Origin of the sequence: Pseudoalteromonas sp. CnMc7-15 (assembly GCF_022347925.1) — a bacterium.
In the GTDB taxonomy this organism is placed as follows: domain Bacteria; phylum Pseudomonadota; class Gammaproteobacteria; order Enterobacterales; family Alteromonadaceae; genus Pseudoalteromonas; species Pseudoalteromonas ruthenica.
Genome location: NZ_JAKRFT010000002.1, coordinates 1 through 22074 on the forward strand (window position 1 = coordinate 1; position 22074 = coordinate 22074).

Annotated in this window: 20 protein-coding genes and 1 pseudogene; 6 read left to right on the forward strand and 15 right to left on the reverse strand. The window is 48.9% G+C overall.

The window, feature by feature from the left end:
* Positions 1 to 356: NAD(P)H-dependent oxidoreductase (locus MHM95_RS03800; protein ID WP_239384290.1), on the forward strand; the 356-nt coding region annotated here is incomplete at its 5' end.
* Between the two features lie 334 nt (positions 357 to 690).
* Here MHM95_RS03800 and deoD read toward each other — a convergent pair.
* Positions 691 to 1392, reverse strand: coding sequence for a purine-nucleoside phosphorylase (deoD, locus tag MHM95_RS03805; RefSeq protein WP_022944793.1), 702 nt, complete (start codon positions 1390 to 1392; stop codon positions 691 to 693).
* Positions 1393 to 1416: 24 nt separating this feature from the next.
* Positions 1417 to 2628, reverse strand: a complete 1212-nt coding sequence (locus tag MHM95_RS03810; protein WP_239384292.1) for a phosphopentomutase — start codon at positions 2626 to 2628, stop codon at positions 1417 to 1419.
* A 301-nt stretch (positions 2629 to 2929) separates the two neighbouring features.
* On the opposite strand from MHM95_RS03810, the gene udk reads away from it, so the two are divergent.
* From udk to MHM95_RS03825, 3 genes are all read left to right on the forward strand, one after another.
* Positions 2930 to 3559 carry a uridine kinase gene (udk, locus tag MHM95_RS03815; protein ID WP_022944791.1) on the forward strand — a complete coding sequence of 210 codons (630 nt, stop codon included), beginning with the start codon at positions 2930 to 2932 and terminating at the stop codon, positions 3557 to 3559.
* Positions 3560 to 3573: 14 nt separating this feature from the next.
* Entirely contained in the window at positions 3574 to 4797 is a 1224-nt protein-coding gene (locus MHM95_RS03820) for a NupC/NupG family nucleoside CNT transporter (protein WP_022944790.1), read from the forward strand.
* Positions 4798 to 4948: 151 nt separating this feature from the next.
* Positions 4949 to 5752 (forward strand): transporter substrate-binding domain-containing protein, encoded by an 804-nt coding sequence (locus tag MHM95_RS03825; protein WP_138548113.1) that lies wholly within the window; start codon positions 4949 to 4951, stop codon positions 5750 to 5752.
* Here MHM95_RS03825 and MHM95_RS03830 read toward each other — a convergent pair.
* The 13 genes and pseudogenes from MHM95_RS03830 to MHM95_RS03890 form a co-directional block, all read right to left on the reverse strand.
* Positions 5741 to 6745 carry an NAD(P)-dependent alcohol dehydrogenase gene (locus MHM95_RS03830; protein WP_022944788.1) on the reverse strand — a complete coding sequence of 335 codons (1005 nt, stop codon included), beginning with the start codon at positions 6743 to 6745 and terminating at the stop codon, positions 5741 to 5743. The genes MHM95_RS03825 and MHM95_RS03830 overlap by 12 nt on opposite strands.
* 98 nt (positions 6746 to 6843) lie before the next feature.
* The gene (locus MHM95_RS03835) at positions 6844 to 7533 is read right to left on the reverse strand and encodes a hypothetical protein (protein ID WP_130146114.1); all 690 of its coding nucleotides are present in this window, start codon (positions 7531 to 7533) and stop codon (positions 6844 to 6846) included.
* On the reverse strand, positions 7520 to 8248 hold the full coding sequence (locus tag MHM95_RS03840) for a hypothetical protein (protein WP_239384294.1): 729 nt from the start codon (positions 8246 to 8248) through the stop codon (positions 7520 to 7522). Before MHM95_RS03840 ends, MHM95_RS03835 begins: the two co-directional genes overlap by 14 nt.
* Positions 8245 to 8580, reverse strand: a complete 336-nt coding sequence (locus MHM95_RS03845) for a cupredoxin domain-containing protein (protein ID WP_138548116.1) — start codon at positions 8578 to 8580, stop codon at positions 8245 to 8247. The genes MHM95_RS03840 and MHM95_RS03845 overlap by 4 nt, the downstream gene beginning before the upstream one ends.
* Entirely contained in the window at positions 8568 to 9857 is a 1290-nt protein-coding gene (locus MHM95_RS03850; protein WP_138548117.1) for an ATP-binding protein, read from the reverse strand. The genes MHM95_RS03845 and MHM95_RS03850 overlap by 13 nt, the downstream gene beginning before the upstream one ends.
* A gap of 8 nt (positions 9858 to 9865) precedes the next feature.
* Positions 9866 to 10531, reverse strand: a complete 666-nt coding sequence (locus tag MHM95_RS03855) for a response regulator (protein WP_235418524.1) — start codon at positions 10529 to 10531, stop codon at positions 9866 to 9868.
* A 15-nt stretch (positions 10532 to 10546) separates the two neighbouring features.
* Positions 10547 to 11194 carry a tetratricopeptide repeat protein gene (locus MHM95_RS03860; protein WP_022944782.1) on the reverse strand — a complete coding sequence of 216 codons (648 nt, stop codon included), beginning with the start codon at positions 11192 to 11194 and terminating at the stop codon, positions 10547 to 10549.
* 3 nt (positions 11195 to 11197) lie between these two features.
* Positions 11198 to 11983: an SDR family oxidoreductase gene (locus tag MHM95_RS03865; RefSeq protein WP_239384296.1), complete on the reverse strand. Its 786-nt coding sequence runs from the start codon at positions 11981 to 11983 to the stop codon at positions 11198 to 11200.
* Positions 11980 to 12669: an iron-containing redox enzyme family protein gene (locus MHM95_RS03870; RefSeq protein ID WP_231657990.1), complete on the reverse strand. Its 690-nt coding sequence runs from the start codon at positions 12667 to 12669 to the stop codon at positions 11980 to 11982. Before MHM95_RS03870 ends, MHM95_RS03865 begins: the two co-directional genes overlap by 4 nt.
* A 465-nt stretch (positions 12670 to 13134) precedes the next feature.
* A pseudogene (locus MHM95_RS03875) lies at positions 13135 to 14100 on the reverse strand (AMP-binding protein); the annotation flags it as partial.
* Entirely contained in the window at positions 14097 to 14786 is a 690-nt protein-coding gene (locus MHM95_RS03880; protein WP_239384298.1) for a thermostable hemolysin, read from the reverse strand. The pseudogene MHM95_RS03875 and the gene MHM95_RS03880, both read right to left, overlap by 4 nt.
* A 116-nt stretch (positions 14787 to 14902) precedes the next feature.
* Positions 14903 to 16243 (reverse strand): trypsin-like serine protease, encoded by a 1341-nt coding sequence (locus MHM95_RS03885; protein WP_239384300.1) that lies wholly within the window; start codon positions 16241 to 16243, stop codon positions 14903 to 14905.
* Between the two features lie 323 nt (positions 16244 to 16566).
* Positions 16567 to 20580, reverse strand: coding sequence for a rhombosortase-dependent M36 family metallopeptidase (locus MHM95_RS03890; protein WP_239384302.1), 4014 nt, complete (start codon positions 20578 to 20580; stop codon positions 16567 to 16569).
* Between the two features lie 77 nt (positions 20581 to 20657).
* Here MHM95_RS03890 and MHM95_RS03895 point away from each other — a divergent pair, with 77 nt between their 5' ends.
* Both MHM95_RS03895 and MHM95_RS03900 read left to right on the forward strand, forming a co-directional pair.
* Entirely contained in the window at positions 20658 to 21074 is a 417-nt protein-coding gene (locus tag MHM95_RS03895) for a hypothetical protein (protein ID WP_239384304.1), read from the forward strand.
* Between the two features lie 151 nt (positions 21075 to 21225).
* Positions 21226 to 22005, forward strand: a complete 780-nt coding sequence (locus tag MHM95_RS03900; protein ID WP_239384306.1) for a hypothetical protein — start codon at positions 21226 to 21228, stop codon at positions 22003 to 22005.
* Positions 22006 to 22074: the final 69 nt, after the last annotated feature.

Below are 22074 nucleotides of genomic sequence, written 5' to 3' on the forward strand. Positions count from 1 at the left end.
GGGCAGATCATGTTGTGATCGTTTCGCCTATTTGGTGGGGCAGCCTTCCGGCAAAATTCAAAGGCCTGTTTGATAGAAGTTTCCTGCCCGGGTTCGCATTTAAGTACCAAGGCTATACACCCGTGCCTCTACTCACCGACAAGACCTCACGCATCATCTTAACCATGGATGCACCGCCGCAGAGCCTACAAGACCAAGCCGCATCGGTTATTGCACAACTCGATATATTCACCTTACAGTTCAGTGGGTTTCAGCCCAGCGCAGTGAGTTTATTTGGCTCGGTAGTTGCGGCCTCTGAATCCGAAAAGTCTGCTTGGGTAAATGAAATAAAGCAATTAGGCCGAGCAGCGAAATAGCTTTCGATAACTTTCTTGCTCGATAATAATGTAGCTTAGGCCAAGCCCCAACTTCCTTAACAAGGTCTACTTATCATTTACAGCATAGTTTTACTGCTGGTCTCGACTCCTCATACTTAGTGAGGGCCGTTTTAGGTGTTCTGGCAAGCGGGCTACATTTACTATAAAAATAAGTCAAAGCGGTCATTTGTTTCAGACATAAAAAAGCCCCACCTAAAAGGTGGGGGCTTTGGGTTAACGTATTTACGTATTACCAAGGAACTCTGTGCGCACTGGCCATGGGCAGATGGCATAGTGCACCGCAAAGACGTTACTTTGCGTTAACTAAATTTATTTAAATTGATTCAAGCGCGATTTTAACCATTTCGTTAAACGTGCTTTGGCGCTCTTCCGCTGGGGTTGCTTCGCCGGTGATCACATGATCGCTCACAGTAAACAACGCCATGGCTTTGGCACCATATTCAGCAGCTACGCCGTATAAACCAGCGGTTTCCATATCCACCGCTAACACACCCAGTTTGTTGAGCTGCTCATAAAAGCTGCCATCGGCCTGGTAGAAGGTATCGGTGGTGAATACATTTCCTACTTTGGCATCAATGCCTAAGTCGCGGGCTGCGCGCACGCCATTTTCTAGCAAACCAAAATCGGCAATCGCGGCGTAGTCGTAACCACTGATGCGGGCGCGGTTCACGTTAGAGTCGGTGCTTGCGCCTTGGGCAAAGATAACATCACGAATTTTGGTGTCTTGGGCAATGCCACCACAGGTGCCGATGCGAATAATGTTTTTAACGCCAAAGCTAACAATCAGCTCACGCGCATAGATAGACATAGAGGGAATACCCATTCCCGAGCCCATGATGCTCACAGGCTTACCTTTATAGGTGCCAGTAAAGCCAAACATGTTACGTACACTGGTGACTTGTTTGGCATCATCCAAAAAGTGCTCAGCGATGTATTGCGCACGAAGTGGATCGCCTGGCATAAGTACCGTTTCGGCGAAATCACCTGGGGCTGCGCTGATGTGTGGCGTGCTCATATTCTATCCTCTTGCTATTCGTTCTTAGCGCTCTAGCGCCGCTTTAAACCCTGTACCATAGTCTAGCTCAGGTAAGTTAAACCACTGCGCTAAGGTTTGCCCCATATCGGCAAAGGTTTCACGCTCGCCCAGCGCCGCCGGAGTCATCCCCGGCCGATAGGCAATGACTGGGACATACTCACGGGTATGATCGCTGCCAGCTGCAGTGGGATCACAGCCGTGATCCGCAGTGATTAACAATAAATCGTCGTCATTCATTTGCGCGAAAATACGCGGCAAAAAGTCATCAAAGGTTTTCAAAGCTTCGGCATAACCGATGGCGTTGCGACGATGACCATATTTTTCGTCAAAATCCACCAAGTTGGTGAAAATCAGACTGTTATCCGGCGCTTCAGCCATCACTTGCGCGGTTTTCTCGAGCAAGTTTTCAAGGCCCGGCGCTTTGTGTTTTTGAGTGATGCCTTGGTGCGCATAAATATCAGCAATCTTGCCAATACTGATCACCTCACCACCGGCTTGCGCGAGTTTATCAAGCACCGTAGGCGCCGGTGGCAACACCGAGTAATCACGGCGGTTGCCGGTGCGCTCAAAATCGTCGCTACTCTCCCCCACAAAGGGGCGGGCAATAACGCGGCCAATGTTATGCTCATCAAGTAGTGTCCGTGCAACTTCACATACTTCATAGAGTTTATCTAGGCCAAAACTTTGCTCATGAGCGGCCACCTGAAACACGCTGTCACTGGAGGTGTAACAAATCGGTTTACCGCTGCGCACATGCTCTTCACCTAACTCGGCGATAATAGTGGTCCCCGAGGCATGGCAATTGCCTAAGATGCCAGGAATACCTGTACGCTCAATCAGCTCATCAATGAATGCTTGCGGGAAACACGGTTGCTCAACGGGAAAGTAGCCCCAATCAAACAACACCGGCACACCGGCCATTTCCCAATGCCCTGAGGGCGTATCTTTACCACTGGAAAGCTCTTTCGCATAGCCCCAAGCTGCTTGGGGTTGTTGGCGTTCATTAATGTTAATGCTCGCCCCCGATGCAGCCTCACATGCATCGATTAACCCTAAACGCGACAAGTTTGCCAATGCCAATGGCTGGCCCTTGTCTTGCTCGTATGCCTGCAAAAGATGAGCGAGTGTGTTGGCGCCAACATCACCGAATTTATCAGCATCTGGAGCTGCACCGATACCTAAACTATCAGCCATCAGGATAATTGCGCGTGCCATACTCACCTCACTTTTGTGGTTTTATGGAACCACTTTAACGACTTGTTACTAGGCGACACAGGACAAAAGTCCGTGCTTTGTGGGTTGCTATGAATGCAGCCGCAACTGACGATGGCTGTTCACATTCAGCGGACATAAGTCCTTATTTTGACCACTTAATAATAGCTACATTTGTCGGAATAACGTGAGGATTTGCGTCACTAAGGCGCTAGACAGCAGTAAAGGACGACATCTTCAGAGATTAATAGCAGCGAATTTGCTAAAGTAATCCTTTATCTTACATCAGTCTGGGTGCTTGTCTGTGACACAAACGATTATCGCGATCGCTGGTGCGTCTGCATCAGGAAAGTCGCTTTTTAGCCAAACAATATATAACGAGTTGGTAAATGAACTAGAGCCGGGGGCCATCGCCATTATAGAGGAAGATGCCTATTACCGTGATCAGTCTCATTTACCGATGGCGCATCGTATTAAAACCAATTATGACCATCCCGATGCGTTTGAGCATGAGTTAATGGTGACTCACCTACGCAATCTGCGTGCGGGAGAGTCAGTTGATGTGCCAATTTATGATTATAGCGAACACACTCGCAGCGCCGAAACGCGTCGAGTGTTGCCAGCAAAAATACTCATTGTCGAAGGTATATTGTTATTAAGTGACCCAGCACTTCGCGACGAATTTAACATTAAGGTGTTTATCGATACGCCACTGGATATTTGCTTGATGCGCCGAATGCAGCGCGATATTGAACAACGTGACCGCAGTTTGCAATCGGTGGTTGAGCAATACAAACGAACAGTGCGACCGATGTTTTACCAGTTTATTGAGCCCTCGAAGCACAGCGCCGATTTAGTGGTGACCCGAGGCGGTAAGAACCGTGTAGCAATCGATATAATAAAAAGTAAAATCAAACACCTACTACAAGAATAACGGGAACATCGGGCATGACAACATTAATGAGCTTGGTGGGTATGCTAGCCCTACTCGCCATCGCTTTCGGCGCTTCAACGAACCGTAAAGCAATAAACCTGCGTACGGTTGGTATCGCCTTTTTATTACAAGTCATCATCGGTGGCTTTGTATTATTTTTTGAATTTGGCAAAAACATACTCGCTAAGATGTCGGCTGCGGTCGCGCAAGTGATTAGCTACGCCACCGATGGCATTACGTTTTTGTTTGGGCCATTGGCCTCGGAAAAAACACTGGGCTTTTTGTTTGCCTTTCAAGTGTTGCCGGTCATTGTCTTCTTCTCCTCCTTGGTGGCGGTATTGTACTACCTCGGGGTGATGGACTGGGTTATTAAAATTCTCGGTGGGGCGCTGCAACGGTTATTAAAAACCTCGCGTCCAGAGTCGCTCTCGGCAACGGCAAACATCTTTGTTGGGCAAACCGAAGCGCCACTTATTGTAAAGCCGTTTATTGCCTCTATGACTAAGTCAGAGTTGTTTGCGGTAATGGTCGGCGGATTGGCGACGGTGGCGGGCTCAGTGATGGCCGGCTACGTCAAAATAGGCGTCGATTTACAGTATTTGATTGCCGCAAGTTTTATGGCGGCGCCAGGTGGTTTCCTTATGGCAAAAATGATTGTGCCAGAGACAGAAACCCCGAAAGAAGATTTGGCTGAACTGGATGGCGACCACGAGCAGCCCGTTAATGTTATCGATGCAGCCGCATCAGGTGCATCAAGCGGGATGCAGCTTGCTTTGAATGTAGGCGCTATGCTGCTTGCATTTGTGGCCCTGATTGCATTGCTTAATGGCGTATTGGGTTGGTTTGGTGGTTGGTTTGATTACCCACAGCTCACGCTACAAGAAATTCTCGGGTATGTTTTCGCGCCGGTGGCCTGGTTATTAGGTGTACCGTGGGACGAAGCCATTATTGCCGGTAGTTTTATCGGCCAGAAATTAGTCGTCAATGAGTTTGTAGCTTATTTAGACTTTATAAATTATCGCGACCAGTTAAGCGAACACACTCAAGCCATTGTTACCTTTGCGCTGTGTGGTTTTGCTAACTTGTCTTCGATAGCCATTTTACTAGGTGGGATTGGCGGTATGGCGCCAAGCCGGCGAAAGGACATCGCACGCCTAGGGCTCAGAGCAGTGTTGGCAGGATCTATGGCCAACCTCATGAGCGCCGCAATTGCTGGGTTTTTCCTCTCTATTGCTTAGAAACAAAGAGAAGCCACAGTTGCAAAACAGGGCCTCCTCGGCCTAGGTTATTGTTTTAAGGGGTTAAGGCAATAGCTAACTTGAACGATACTTCACCAAAGGGCCGCAAGGCCCTTTTATCGTTTAGGGCAAAAAATCATCGCAATTCGCTGTGAACTTATCTATTCTAAAAACAAGTGCTGTGTCTTTGGTTTATCGCTTTATGGCTTTGTTTTTGGCTCGCTTTACGCTGTGGGTAACGATTTTATTATCGACCACGCGCATTGCTGCACAACCTATTGAAGTGGTCACAGAGCTGAGCCCACCCAACCAATTAGTGATCAACGGTCAAATAGGCGGTAGCAGCACCGATATAGTCCGCCATGTGCTCTCTAAAGCCAATGTCGACGCCACTATCAATATGTACCCTTGGGCACGCGCTTTTCACCTGGCACAAAAAAAGCCTAACACTTTACTTTACAGCGTTGCCAAAACCCCCGACAGGCTCGACAAATTCCAATGGTTAGGCAAAGTGGCGTATTTCCGCTTGGGTTTTGTTACCTTGGCTTCACGTTCTGAGATTAACTTACGCCAAGTGAACGACGCTCGTCCTTATCGTATCGCTGTGCAGCGCGGCGATATCAGCGCCAAGTTCTTTGCCGATCGTCAGTTTAGCACCGTACAAACCGCTGATATTAAACATTCCTATCGACTGCTGCTTTCGGGCAAAGTCGATTTAGTAATTGATGACCCCAATTACCTGGGTGCTATGGCCAAACAGTTTAATGTCCCCGCCAAGGAGCTACGCTTTGTCAGAGATATCGAGCAATTGAGTGTATATGGCTATCTCGCCGCTAATGTCGATAGCGACCCACAATTGGTGGCCAATATAAAAGCCGCTTTCTCAGCTATCGAAAAAGCGGCTTGGTATCAACAAAAATTATATAATCCGTATCAGGATGTATTAACGCGTTAGCACTACGCGATAACGTGCCTTGCCTTCGCGGACATGGTCAAGGGCGGCGTTGATATCATCAAATTTAAAGGTTTCGATTTGTGGAGCAATGTTATGCTGCGCAGCAAAATCGAGCATTTTAGCAATGGTTCCTGGGCTGCCCACTGGGGAAGCAGATACACTGCGCTGGCCCATTAACAAACCAAACACGCTTAAGTCTAACGGCTCAAGCGTAGCGCCAACAAAATGCAAACGGCCTTTGGGTTTCAAGGTATTGATGTACGCATTCCAGTCAAGCTTCACATTGACGGTGGAAATAATAAAGTCGAACTGCCCTGCGGCCTCTTCTAGGGCCTGCTCCGAACGCGAGTTAATAATGTGATGCGCACCCAACTCTTTGGCTTCTTTGGCTTTGCTATCACTGGAACTAAAAGCGGTGACTTCGCAGCCCCAGGCGTTTAAAAATTGCAGCGCCAAGTGGCCCAAACCACCAATACCAATGACTGCGACCTTATCGGTAGGTTTGATATCGAACTGTACCAAGGGGTTGAAAACAGTGATACCGCCACAAAACAACGGGCCTGCCGCCTTGGCATCAAGCCCCTTAGGCAGTGGGATCACACTTTTGCTTTGCGCGCGCACTTTATCGGCAAAGCCACCGTGGTGAGCAATAATAGTCCCTTGCGCACTGGCACAGAGGTTTTGGTCGCCATCATCACAGCTCGGGCAATGACCGCAATAGCCGCTGTGCCAACCTAGGCCTACCGTTTGTCCAACTTCAAGATTACTGACATCGCGGCCGACTTTCTCAATGCGCCCTATCACTTCGTGTCCGCCCACCAGCGGATATTCACTCATCCCCCACTCGTTATCGATCATCGACAAATCAGAGTGGCAAATACCACAGTGATCGACGGCGATTTCAACTTCATCGGCGGCCAGCTCACCCGGATCATATTGGTACGGCTCAAGCGCTTTACCTGCTTCCATCGCAGCATAGGCGTTAATTGTCATTTTTTGCTCCCGTTTAATAACTCAGTACTGAGTGAAAATGTACTGATAACAATGGCATGTCGATCAACTTAATGCAAAATCATAATCGGGTTGCACATTTAAAACTCAAACTCTAGCGCTAAACGAACGCTGTGGTCTTTGCCGCCATGACCTACTTCGGTAATAAAGCCTGCCTCCCACTTTAGCTGTCGCTGCCCTGCAAAACGGTGCAAACCGATAAATCCAGGGCCGATGCCAATAAAATCTTCACCGCTATATAGCTCTATTGCAGGTTGAAATGCAGCACGCCAGCGATAACGATATTGACCTCGAAACTCACTTTCCCATTCACTATCTATATCCGCGCCCCACTCATAAACCGCAAATGCATTAAGCGTTAAGCTGGTCGATCCAAATTCTTTTTCAAATAATAGCCCGGTGGTAAATTCATAGGCATTTTGACGATGGCTTTTTTCTACTTCAAACAGGGCTCCAAAATCAGCCCAATAACGACCTTGCTCCACAACTTGCCAGCGCAATTCAGTTTCATAAGCAGCAAGACCAAAATCACCATTGTCATCGCGCTCACCCACCGCATAAAGCTCCACACTGAGAGTCTCGCTAATAGCGCCGCCGCCACCGATGCGCTGCGCCAGCACATTTCCAGCGTCACTTTGATGCGACACTAAACGCCATTCGAGTTCTTTTTCATAGGGTAAAACATAAGGATGATACACCTTATCAACCACCATACCATCAGCCCAACAGGGCAAGCTGAGGAACAGCAATAAGCCACTAAGGTAACGCATGATTTCTCCTTCGTTGCCAATAGGCGGCAAGCAGCAAGAGAGCTCCAGCGCCAAGATAAACACACACAGACAATATAGATGGCATCGCCTCGTACCCGATTAGAATCTTTAAAAGTCGCCCTATTGGGCTATGCTCATCAAGCCACTGACGACCATCAAACAGTGGTTGTGGCAAGGTGATAAGCCCAGCGCCAGCGGCGATATCTAGCGAAGTAATAAACTGGCCACTGACATGCAAGGCAAAAAGCGCAACACAGAGCCAACCATTTAGCCATTGTGCCAGCCAGGCGAGTAAAAACACGAGCAACACCGCCATACTGAGTACAATGCCCACCCCTAAGCCAATTCCCAGCAACACACTGGTATTGAGTTGCAGCTGCATTAACCAAGGTACATAGTGGCTTAAATACAAACAGGTAGCGCAAGCAAACAGCGCCAGCATTGACATGAAGTTACGAAAAAAAGCCAGCCCGCCAGCACTTAGGGTCAACAACACAATCAACAATATTTGTGAGTATTCAAAACCTAAATAGTTAAACCCTTGACTCAATTGCTCAAGTGCAGCGATATAAGCCACGGTGGGCACAGTGACGAAAAAAGCAAGCGCCCCCCACTGTTTGCCTTGTATTTTTTTATCGACAAAGTAAATTGCAAAAACGCCGATGATAGCAAGCGGCAACAGCTGGTTAATGGTCACGATGACGCTATTGATCATTGTCCCTCCTGAGGCGCTTTGACGATAACGACTCCCCTAGCTGTATCCGGTGAGAATTCACCAAAAAAGGCATATTCGCCTGGTGCTAATGGGCCAATGAAAATAACGTTCACACGTCCAGGAAAGAGCACTTTTTCACGATTTAAATCAAAGCTGTCAAATTCCTCTGGGGTGGCATCGTGATTGCTGACCAATAACCGCACTTTCTCCCCCGCCGGAATTTCCAGGCGTGACGGATAAAATAAATGGTTTTTTAGGGTTAGATGAAACTCTTTGAGCTCGGCCTTAGCGGGTAAGCTCAATAGCAACACAATCCAAATCAGTCGCTGCATAAGGTATCTCGCTGCCTAGCCAAAGTGACCTGCACCTGCAGACCGCCCCAGGGACTGCTCATCAATGCCAGCTTACCTTGATATAATCCGACAACATGCTGCACGATAGCCAACCCTAACCCTGCTCCGGGTATATGGCTTGGGTGACTATCCCCACCGACACGAAAAAAGCGGTCAAAAATACGCTCTCGAAGATCAGTAGCAATGCCAGGGCCTGAATCGCTGACACTCAGTATCACCTCAGCGCCGAGGTCTTGCAGCTCTATCACCACTTTACCCCCTTCAGGTGTGTACTTCACGGCGTTACTAATAATGTTTTTTATCATCACTGAAAGGGTAAAGGTTTCACCCTGAATGTCACGACACTCTCCATTTAAGCTGATATCCAGCTGTTTCTTTTCAATTTGCGGATACAACTCGGCAATACAGACTTGGCATAACTGTGCCAAGGATTGCGGCCCGAGCTTATCCTGCCACTGATGGGAAGAGGTGCGCCCCAGCGCGAGCATTTGTTCAACTAAATGGTTTAGCCGCTCTACACTCTCCACGAGCGCCTGCGCATCATCGTCATCATAGCGCTGCTGTAAGTTATGTAAGTTAATTTTCATTGCGCTTAGCGGTGTGCGCAGTTCATGTGCGGCATCACTGGCAAAATAACGTTCTCGCAAATACGCTTGCTCGGTGCGATGCAAAAGCTCATTAAGAGTTTGCACAACCGGCTTAATTTCCGACTCATTGGGTTGCATCTGCAACAAGGTAAAATCGTGAGCAGCTCGCCCTTTCAACTCCTGTGACAACTGCGATAAGGGCCGCAATGCACGCTTCACTACGATACTAATTAACAGCGCCAGCAGGGCCATACCCCACAACATAGGTACCACCATGGCCATGATCAGCTGCTCACTGAGCGCAAAACGCTCAGCGATGGGCTCAGCAACGGCAACACATTGTTGCTTTTGACAATACGTTGCCACACGCAGGCGTTGTCCTTGTGCATTGAGGGTACTCATGCCTGATTGCTCGGGCTGCGTCAGCCAAGTTGTCGAGCCAGCGACAATATCGCCCTGATGCCAACGCTGCCAAATGACATTAGGTAAACTTTGTGGTGCTATCTCGCCACTGTGAAAAAGAACCTCGGCCTGGGTATGCAAATGTGAATCAAATAACGTCTCGGCGCGGGCTAAACTGCGTTGGTAGCCCTCAACCAGAGCCAAAAATAAGGTCAAAACCATCACTGATATCAATAACAACAAAAGTTTTGCACGAATACTCATCATCGCTGCGCTTATTGAGGCTCACGTGCGAGGACGTAACCAATGCCCCGCAATGTTTTGATCATGTTAGCTGGCAGCTTTTTACGCAAATGGTGAATATGGACCTCAATGGCATTTGAGCCGAGTTCTTCGCCCCATTGATATAACTTTTGCTCTAGCTGCTCCTTTGATAACACTCGGCCTTGGTTTTCCATCAATGCTTTCAGCAACATATACTCCTTACGCGGTAAGGACAGCGGCTGCTCGTCAACCCAGGCTTGATGCGCAGCTAAATCAAGACGCAGTGCAGCACAATGCAGTAAACTAGAGGTGACGCCACTGATACGCCGCGACAACACCCGCAGTCGAGCAAGCAGCTCATCCACTTCAAAGGGTTTCACAAGGTAATCATCAGCACCTAAATCAAGGCCTTTAATCTTATCATCTAAGCTATCTCGTGCCGTTAAGATCAACACCGGCAGCGGCTTTTTGCGCCCTTTTATTTGGCTCATCAAGGTGAGTCCATCACCGTCGGGCAAGCCTAAATCTAAAATCACCATGTCAATGTCGTCGCTGGCGATATATGCGCGAGCTGACGCTAGGTCTGATACCGACTCCATCGCGTAGCCCTCATTGCCTAATGTTCGCGTCAGCCCTTGATTCAAGAGCGCATCGTCTTCAACTAACAAAAGCCGCAACCCAACTCTCCCCTATTAACGGCGTAATTTACGCTCAACTTTAGCTAATAAAGTGCTAATTTCCTGCTGCCGATACTTATCTGCAAGCGGGCGAGCCAAGCGAGGTGGTGCGGCTTGGGCCTTAAGCAGATAGGTTTTCGCTTCTTTATATTCTCTTTCATCATAGAGGAACTGAGCATAAAAGTAATTAACGTCAATGCCTTCAGGGTTGATTTGCAGCGACTTCTGTAGCAGTTCTTTGGCTTTATCATCGTCACCGAAGCCGATAGGCCAACCCGGTACTTGCGCATACAAGGTCCCCAGGCTAGTGTAAGCAGAGCCTTGTAAAGCACTGCCATCTAAACGGATAGCGTACTCCAACTCTTGCTTCGCTTGCTTTGCCAAACCCAAGGCACCTAGTCCCCCTTTCGCACCAGCAAAACTGGAATAAATAATACCTGCCCAGATATGACCCTCTGCATCTTGTGGAAACTTGTGGGTGTAATCTTTGGCAGTCCCCATCAGCGCTTCAAAAGCCTGCTCTTGGTCATCATCTTGTAGCTCATAATTAACGTGTGCCCATTGGCTCATCAATTCAGCGACACTGATAGGTGGTTCATCTGCGTAGGCTGGGGAGTGGCACAGTGCCACAGTGAAGATCAAAGATAAAAATGATGTTTTCATAGCTCACCTCATTAGCTTTTTAATAACAGGAAGTTGCTTGGCTAGCGCGTTATCAACCAAGGTTGGCCATAGTGCATTTACCTTGGCGAAGAATGATTCTTTCTTGCCAACACTGCGTTGGCGCTCTGAAGAGTCGAGTAGGCGTATAAATTCATCGGCTACATAATCAGGCGTATCCATAGCGTTACCGAGTGCCGTGTTAAGTGCCACCACTTTGTCGCTGTTGATCGCCGTGTGTGTTGCTCGTGGGGCGAAGTATTTGACGGTAATCGCGCTGTCGCTGAGCTCTCTAGCTAATGCTTCGCTAAAACCACGTAATGCAAATTTGCTCGCACAGTAATGGCTTTGCAGGGGGTAACCGATGGCGCCGAATGACGAACCAACATTAATAATGGTGCCCCGAGCTTGGCTCAAAGCCGCCAATAACCCCTGGCTCAGCAGCATTGGCGCACGAATATTGACGCTCAATACATTATCGATTTGTGTAGTCGAGAGCGTCTGTAGGGGCTGCATACTGTTGACACCGGCATTGTTAATGAGCAAGTCACAACGACCAATCCCACTAAGTAAATCAATAACATGGTTAATATCATTGGTCATTGCCAAATCGACACTGAGCCCGATATGGTGACCACATTGAGGACTTGGCAACTCGCTTATTAAAGAATCAAGCAGCTGTTGCTGGCGCCCAAGCAGCACCAAACGATAGTGACGTTGCGCTAAGCGTTTGGCGATGGCTTGGCCGATGCCCCCAGTGGCTCCGCTGAGTACGGCGATAGCTTGGCTCATGCGCTCACCTGCTGGTCACGGATTTTGGCGAGACCGTGCTCGGCGCTCAAAGAGTGAAAGATATTCCCATAAAGGTGGTAAAAGCGCTGCGCCGCATGGATGATCGCATGTTGATCATCTGTATCAGTAATACGATTCATAAGCCCCTGAAAAAACTTCACATGTTCTTGGTCTAAGGCGCCATGGGAGGTGAGATAAGTAAACGCCTTTTGAGGCAGCGCCAATGACGTTTTTATTTCGCTTGCAGCAGAATCTGCAAGTGCTATCGAGGTTCCTTCCAGTACATGCACCATGCCAAAAAATCCAAGCGGATTGTTTCGCGCTATGGTGTCGTAGGCATAACTCACCATCAGCTCTGTCGCCATAGCTGGCTTACTGGCCCGGGCTTGCTCTTTATCAAAGCCGCAAGCAGCAATATCATTGAGTATCCATTCTTGGTGCCCCAACTCTTCCTCAATGTATTCGGCAAGGGCGTCTCGTAGCCACTCTTTGTGTTCAGGGACGCGTGCACCACAGGCCATAAGTAACGGCACAGTGTGCTTTACGTGATGATAAGCTTGGGTTAAAAAGGCGACGTACTGATCTATGCTCACCTTACCGGCCAATGCTTCACTAATAATCGGCGCTGACAATAAATATTGACGTTGCGCCTCGGTTTTAGCCACTAGCTGTTCAAAGAAGGTCATTTTGGGTTGCTCCTGGTATAAATCATTTAAAATATCGCTGAATGCGTGCGCGATAGCGGCGCGTTTTGGCCGATGGTTAGCACTTAGGTGCCCAGCGTCCACAGATAAAGGAGTTGCAAGGCGGTGGTAACGCATGATTTGCGCATAACTTGGCAGTGCTTTATTGACACGCGCTAGTGCGCTGTTTAATTGCTGGTCGGATACATTTTCAGGCGCCCACAACAACGCCACAAGGTGGGCTTGAGCCTCACCAAATACCACAGCCTGAGTAACTGCAGTTTGGTTTAACAGTTCAGCCTCCGGCCACTCAGGGGAAACATTGCGGCCATTCGCTAAAATAAGGCGGTTACTTTTTCGACCGACAATAAATAACTCACCCTTTTCCACGCGCACGAGATCGCCAGTTCGATAGTGCTGCTGGGTAGAGTGTGGCTCGCCGAGATACCCCAAGAAATGAGGTGCAACAAGACATAACTCGCCATCTTCAATATGATATTCAACATGCTCTAGTGGTCGGCCGACACTGGGTAAGTTATTGCAGCCCTTAGTTGCAAGGCTCACCACCGAGCCGGCCTCAGAAAGGCCATACCCCTGATAAACAGGCAGACCCAATTGCCTTGCGCGTGCGATGAGTTTGGCACTGACTTTGGCCCCACCCACAGCGATAAACTGCAATGACGTAGGCACGTGCCAGCCATTCTCAGCCCCTTGCACTAACCCCTTAAGCAATTCTGGAACAAGGATCAACGAGTGCGGTGCAAAGGTGCTGATATAGGTCAACAGCCGCTGTGGTTGTACAAGCTCGATACCATCGAATCCAAGTGTTCTTAAACTTGGCGCATGCACTTGCCCTCCCGTCAACAAGGGTGCATACATACCAGCCACATTTTCAAGCAATACCGCGAGGGGAAGTAAACACAAATGTTTCGCTCGAGTCAGGGTCGTGCGTTGCACGAGCGAATTGGCAACTTGAATGAGCTGTTTGTTGCTCAAACACACCCCTTTTGGGTTGCCCGTAGAGCCCGATGTAAAAGTGATCTTCTGGGTGTTTTTAGGAAAGGCCTGAGCTTGCTGCTTATACTCAAGCTTTGTCAGTCGCAATTCAGTGCCTGCCACCCACAGTGATTGACCTTGATGACAAGAATCGCTGAGCACATAATCTGGCTGAGCAGTATCTAGGGCATGCTGGCGCTGTTGTGGGGTAAAAAACGCAGGGAGCGGCAACGCAACAACGTCTGCTTGCTGCATGGCCAAATCCAATACCATCCACGGTACGCCATTATCTAGCTCTAATGCGATACATCGCGCCGACATTATGCTTAGCTGTTGTGCTAGCTGGTATACCGCGAGTTCGAGCTGTTTAGCTGTCAAGGTGGTATGCTCGTCACTAATGTGGCTGCCCGATGGCAACGGCCATAACTTGTGGTTCATAGCATTTTCCCCTGCCAAGCTAGGGTGTTCACTTCCTCACTTAGGCTGTTGGCCAGTGTTTGTAACTTAGGCGTGTTATCTATGTGCTTACACACAGAATCTATATCGACGCGACATACTTGAGGGCGGTTAAAGTAATAACTTCCCCAACATCGCCCCTGATCGCTTAAACATTCGGGTTGAGCGTCGCACACGACCTCAAACGGTGCCCCGATCCGCGATAGTAAAGCGCGTATGTGGGCCGTGGCGCAAAAAAGTAGGCTTTTTTTATGTGCTTGTTTCAACGCCTTAGCAAGGATCACAAAGTGAGATAATGTAGTCTCGCTGTGTGTCGACACTAAATTACCCATTTCTACACATTGCTGCGGCGCTATCTGCCATTGCTTAAGATATGACGACAAAGGCCGAGACAGATAGTTCTCTATAAACAAGGGCTCATTGGCACTGCGTAGGCCGAAACAACAATAGCGCTCTTTGGTAGTCACCAAACAAACCAATAACGGCATAAATTGGTTGATATCCGCATCATAGTGCTTGGCAAAGCCTTGACGGATCCGCGTACATAACACCTTATAATGATGGTGCTCTAACGTGGCCGTAAAATACCCGGTGGACGGAGGTCTTTTTGACGTGTTCAGCGACTCTGGCGCAAGTCGCTGTTGGTGGTTTAACGCTATCGACTCCATAACTTATCTCGTTTTACTTATGCTATGGAATCAAGTTAGTGAGCCAATCTTAAGTAAACCTTAAGGGTGCTTAAAAATATAAAAAGGCCATGATTATGGCCTTTTTGGTGGGCGTATTATTGGCAGGCGGGATCAGAGCCGATTCGGCGCCACACACCCCAGGGACCTGATTCTGAGGGGACATCTCCTTGTGTCCACCAGCGTGCCTGATAGCGATAGCCATTGTACGTGACCTGATCGCGACGATAGTAAATGGTATTAGCGTCCCAATTACCTTTACAGACGCTGCCGCCATCCACTGCGTTAGCCGAAATTGCCGCGCTATATTGGCGTGGACTCTGCTCGACACTGAAATCAAACGTTACACCCAAACTCCCAGCAGCTGATGCACCAAACTCAACACCAACGCTACAACTTTGATTCGCTGGCAATGTTGCAGCGCTGCAGCTATCTTGCGCTTTGACAACAGTTGATGCCACACCAGCGCTTGATAGGCTCACGGTATTGAAAGTGACGGCGCTGCTGCCTGTGTTGGTAATGGTGAAAGTGTGCTGTTGCGTCTCTCCCAAGGTAAAATTACCCAAGGATTCGTTTTCTGTATACGATAAAGACACTGTCGGTGTGCCTGAGCCACCGGTTATCCCATCAATCCAACTGCGTAAGTCAGCGACATCAGCGTACACCCCGTAGTTGTTTGGTCTGGCGCACCCGATCCCCCAACTTACGATACCAAGCTGCACCCTTTGCCCACCGGAATTAATCACAATAGGGCCACCGCTGTCGCCCTGACAGGCATCTTTTTGTCCTTGCGAATAACCAGCACAAAACTGGGTTGCGCCGACATTGTTATAAGAGCCCCCGGATTGGCGACACACACTATCGGACACCAGCGGTACATCTACTTCATATAAGGTACTCGGTGACGAGCCACCTTCACTTAAGCGCCCTAAACCTGCAACGGTGAGTAAATCACCGTTATTAGCGTACTGACCTATCGACCCCTGTGCCATGGTTACCGCTTGGCCTTGATTTGGAAGACGTGCCAGCTTTAATAGCGCCACATCGTATCCCGTTGACACTGAGGCGAAGTTCGGATGTACGTATACTTGCGACACGCCAATACGATCGCCATCACTGCCGCCGCTGCTAAACCCCGCTACTTTTACATTCAACGAGGAAGCTGAGCTGCCATCAACACAGTGCGCTGCCGTTAATACATAGCCATCTCCGATGTAGCTCGCGCCACAAAAGGGAGAGCTACCATAACGTGATAATAGCTGAGTGAAAAAGGGCCAATCTGCGGTGTTAGCAGGATTGCCGCCGACAATAAGAGGGCTCACTTGTCCCGGCCCATCGAGGTGTTGTTGAGCATGCACTGCTGCACTAGTAAGCATAACTACGGTCACCCCAGCGCAGGCCAGAGCTCGTTGAACGGGGTTGAGGGTTGTTGTTTTCATTACCTTGGTCTCCTTGTTAGTTCGAAGTATCAATATAGGTACGGAAACAACAATGTAAATTTTTTGTTATTGAATATTATTCAAGCGTATCGCTCCTGTTGTTCACGCTGCGTTTAAATTTCATGCAATTATTACGTTATATCAAAACTTTGCGTCATTCTTTTATTTGCCTAACAAGCCTTTACTACACGCGTGCGTATCTAAAAATTTACACTTAGCGCAGCTTAGACCAGTCCCCTGAGTTGAGAAAATAGGCTGCGGTTCTATACGAATAAGCAAAAAAAAGCCACCGGGAGGTGGCCTTATAAGTGCTAATCGCGCCCTTATTTTTTTCGCCGTAGCCCTAGCATAGCGAGCAGCAATAATGCCCAACCACCCATGGAGCCACTGCCACCTTCATCACTGTCTGAGGGCGTGGGCTGAGGCTCGGGTTCAGGAGCTGGCTCGGCGATATTATTGACACTCACCTGCGCATCTTGCTGAGCAATCAGCTCGCCATCGCTCACCGTCACGGTGAATTCCAAGGTTTGCTGCGCACTGACTTGTGGTGCATTAAAACTGACTGTGGCCGTGTTAGCTGCGCTGAGAGTCACGTCAGGCCCAGCAGTTTGTTGCCATTGATAGCTCAAGGTATCACCGTCAGCATCTTGCGCATCTGCGCTGATACTGACCTGCTCTCCCTCATCAACACTTTGCGCTGGTATCTGCGCAATAACAGGAGGACGATTATCACACCCTTCCACGTCGCCGGGTACAACCTGATAAAACACCTCAGAGCTGATCCCCGCAATACTGACATTGTCTATCCACCAACCGGTATCTTCTACGCTGCCATCGGAGCTGATACGAAAACGCAATTGCACTTGCTCACCTGCCAGTTGCTGGCCAAAATCAATGGTTTCCATATTGCCAAACACGCTGTCGGTGCTATTGCGCCCAGTAAACACAGGACGCTGTTGCAGCGACTGAGCCGGGTTCTGGTTGAGTTGTCCATTATAGCCGACAGCGAACTGCCCTCCCGCCTCGGTGACATCTTGCCAACCTTGATCATTGATGTTCACTTCAACGACCGCGCCATCCCAAAACTCTTCTAGGGCATAGAAGTGCCAAAAAGAGACGCTAAAGTCTTGCTCTTCAGCAACCGTAAACGCTCGCGTGGTCAGAGCCACATCAGACTCGAAGCTATTGTTGCGTAAAAATAAGCTTTGCTCGCCCAGTTGCACACCTCCTTGTTCAAAGGTGTCGATGATATCTGAACTATCAAAGCTTAATGTTTGCTCAGAACCCACCGTGTCTTTGAGCAAAGAAAGCGCTAAGTTCTCTTTACTCAATGCCGCTAATTCCATGTCGTCACTTTGACTGGCATCGGTGAGAGGCGCATCCGCAAAGGCAATATTTACTGTAAACGTCTGGGTGATAGGTTCGGGACGTTGCACACTCTCACCATCGTCAGGGAAGCTAACCTGAAGCTGCAAAGGCGAGGCAATATCAGCATCATTTAAGCTCACATTGATGGGCGTGCTTTGAGCGCTGGCAAAGGGCTCAATGCTCACCACTTCACTCTCACCGCCATTGCCTAGGGTTACATCTTGCTGCGATAGCACGCTAAATTGCACAGGAATGTTATTAAGTGTTTCACTTCCGGTATTACTAATTTGCACCGTCAGCGTACCGGTTTCACCAATATCAAGGTAGCCATCGGCGCTACAGAAGCTCACTCCTTCGGGGTCGAGCGTTATTTGCTCGGCACTAAATGCTGACGCTTGTGTTTCATAGGACTCGACCACGCCATCTAAAGTAGTACTGAAACGCTCAGGCGATTGCGCACCCAGCCCCATCCCACGGTTGGCAAAGGCATTCAGTGCGAGGCGATAGTCGTCGACGTCCTCTGCGGCAATGGCCGCTAATAAAGCATCTCGTGCTTCGGTGTAAAGCGGAGAGACCGGGGTCATTTTATACCCGGCAACGAGATAGCGCGCCATGCGTTGTTGGGCCTCGCTAAAGCCATGTTCATTAATCAACGCCACGTAGCTATCCCACAGCACAGACGCCCATAGTTCACCCGGTGCATGAGGTGAGGCGACACTGGTAGGTGGTAAACCAACGTCACCACCTGCACCTTCAGTGATATGCCTAAAGTTCAGTGGGTTGATATCTTGATTCGGCGTATAAGGAACACGACGAATACCAAAGTAAAAATCCTCTACAAAGGTGCCGGTAGCATAAGGCTTGGTAAAATCGCTATTACCGGCAATTTGCGCATCACTGGCTTTAGCAATAAACAGGAGTGAATGAAAATCTGCCCAACCCTCGCCCATAGCACGACCTTGGAAGTTACCCAGCCCTGAGCCGTTGCCAATCAACCGGTTACTGATGTAATGACCCCATTCATGAGCGATTATACCGTTATCAAAGGTGCCATCTTTGAGCGGGTTGGTATTAAACATTCGCACCGTAACCGAGCCCAACAGCATGGCATTATACAACTGTTGGCCGTCATCGAAGCTGAGGCCCATATTGCCAATGGTGACGGTGGCGTCCTCACCGCCCATGGGGGCTGGGGTGCCATCATCGACATTGTTAGTGACAATAGCGCCTAATGCGCCAGCATCTTGTGCGTTTTTAACCTTCACCGTGAAGTTACAACTGCCACGCTCAATAATAGCGATTTTACTCGCCAAGGTGCTGGGGTCAGCAGCGGCCTCGCACCCATCAAACACACTGCCTGAATCAACATCGTTGCCATCGTTAAAGCGCGCAAGCTCGCCAGTGATATCAAATTCTAAAGGGCCAAAGGCCGAGCGCTGCGATGAGCTCAAAGTGCCTATTCCTGTCGGCCCGATAACACCAAAGTCTTGGCCAACTTGGGCGTCTTTTGAGTTATACAAATACATTTGCATTCTTGGGCTAGCGCCATCTGCAGGGGTGGCCATATTGGCGTTATTCAAACCACTGTAATCTTGTGCCTGCGCCTCTATCGGATCACCAGCAGCGCCGCCTCGGCCATAATTATTTTGTTGAGCAACGCCAGCCGTCTCATCAAAGCCGTAGTCGTAAAAAAAGTCATGCAAAAAGTTATTCATGTAAAAGAGGTTCACCACCGCCGCTTTTACGTTGCCTTCAGCAGTCGGAGCTAATTCTGGATCAATAGGATAGTCAAAGGTGAACGCCGAAGTCGTCTCGGCACTCACGTCGCCGGAGGTAAAACCTTGGGGAGCATTGATATCTGCATAAGCAAAAACGTTGTTACCCTCGGTGCGGGTGGCACTCTCGCCAAGCCATGGGTCTTGGGTTGAAATCGCCGAGTAATAGGCAATATTAACCAGCGGTGCAGCTAGAATAGTAGTTTCGTCGGTTTGATTCGGGCCATCGGCGGGGATCACATCACCATGCGGCCCCTCTAGGGGATAACCGCTTTGCACATCAGCGTAAACTCGGTAGTTATACTCCGTGGCATGACTGTGCAAATTGTTTTTAAACAGCACTTTACCGGTGTCGCTGGCAATCACATAAGCAAAGTAATCACTCTCCAGTGAGTCGCTGCGTTTGCGTTCCACTTCAACGTAATGGGCTGCTTTCAACTCATCGGCAAGTGGATAAAACACCGCCTTCACACGCACATTGTCAAATTGTTGCTGGTCGCTGGCACTGCGTACTTCAAAATGGTTATAGCCTTGGCGAATACGGCGTGCATCGAGTTGTACCGGCACATCACTGAGCTCGGCAATAGCCCTAAGCGCTGCCTTCTGCTCAGACGAAAATGCGCCAAGGGCGGTAAAGTTCTGCGCGCTTTGCGGTACATCAGCAAAATATCCGGCGCCAGCAACGAGGCTACCTTGACGGTTGAGCATAACGCTGTAGCGGCGATTAAATACTTCAATACCTTGCACAAATTGCTGATAACGCGCCACGATAGCACCAGTACCTATGTCATGCCAGTCATTGAGGCGCACATCAACCTGAGATGATTTGAGCGCACTGATGCCGCTGAGCCGTTGCATATGCGTGTGTGCACGGGTTTTTAAATCTGTGACTTGGGCAGTGACGGGTGCCGCCTTAGCTTGACCCCACACGAAGGTAGCGCGCTCTAAGGTATTATCAAAATGAGATTGATGGCCACTGGCCGTTGGTTGCTGTGCTAGCTTTCGTTGCGCCACGGCCAGCGGCACTGCGGCCTTGGCCACCGCTTGGTAATGGTCTTGGCCAGCCTGTTGTGGCGCGCTATGCAGCGTTAGCGGCATACCAAATAAAGCAGCGCTCAATGCAGCGGTAACTGCAACGCTTGAAGCCGTTCGCGTTAATTTAAAAGAGTTACTGCATTGTTGAGATTGAGCCATAAGTCACCTTGCGTTCGCGGTTATATCGGAGCTACCTTAAAGGTAGACCATATTACTAATACACATTCGGAGTAATAATGCGATCAATTTATCTCCTACTCAGCGCGCTATTGCTAACCAGTTGCATGCCTCAGACGCCGACTTCTGCCACTGCACAAAAAAGCACACCTGCTGTTTACACGCTAAACAACAACGGCGATAAGATTCGCTGGCAAACACCTCGCTTGCAAGCTGGAAACAAGGTATTCAACGTATCGACAGGTGAATATGGCACGGTAGTGGGCGATATTGTTGTGACCAGCCAAGCTTTACCCGCTGACATGCTGCGCGCTCGATATAAAATAAACAACCTCTCTGGGAATAACTATCGCTTAACCCCCATAAATAAAATTGATTTAGCCGCTGAGATGATGCAACTGCAACAAAACGAAGCCATCGACGTTGTTGAGCTATTAGTGGATTATTCAAAACCAAGCCAAGCCGCTATCAAGTGATAAGAAGAATTCTGGTTGTGCTAGCACTCTGATCTCGGTCAAATAAAATGTATCCTTTGCAGGAACTTTTTAGGGCCTAAGCTATACTTTTTAGCATTTGTGGGAAGACTCGCTCTCACGCTTATTGTGGACTGCCTTGTTAAGGATAATCATGAAAACCCTCATTTTTTTATTATTGCTCACTCCCACGCTGGTTCTCGCCAATGACGATGAAGTCCAGGATATGTCTGATCCCTTGGCAGTGTATACCCAAGCTGGTGTTGGCGTTACCGACAAAGGAGTCAATTTTAAAGTGGGTCAGTCTTACGATACTGGCAATGAACAAACCGCCGCGATGAATATCATCGAGGCTAAAGGCCTGTTAGGGGACACTCTAGGTTGGCGCTCCGATACGCGCACATCACAGTCACTCGACTCATTTCGTTTTCGCAACTTCAATGTTACGCTCCCCAAAGGTCAAGCGCAGCAGCTCGATATTAATTACAACTTTCGCGGCAGTTTGGTTGCTGATGAAAGCGCTGATATTTCTTACAGTTTTATTCAGGCATTGCCTGCTCACGGAGCTTTTAGCTTCTACCCGCTCGCCGGGGTGGGGCTCTCAGTGGGTAAAGACCGAGTGCAAAGCGATGGCGGCATTGATGACGGCTACGCGCTCATGGGCAGTTATGGATTGTTAGGTATGTATTCTAAATGGGCCATCAGCGACAATATTTGGGTAAACTACAACCCTTTTTGGTTAACTACGCTAACCGGCTCCAGCCAATACAGAGATAATTACTATGGCGCCCAAGAAAGCACCCTACTCACCCATGAGTTCGCCCTCAGCTATCAGCTCACCCCGCGTATGAACCTGCGCTACTTTGCTAATTGGAATGAAAACACTGACTTTTTTGCTGGCGATCATCGCTTAGAGTTTAACTATCAGCTTTAGTAACAAATACTTAGTGCAAAAATGCTGTGCTTTACTGCGCAGCAAATAAACTGTTATAAACAAGTTAAA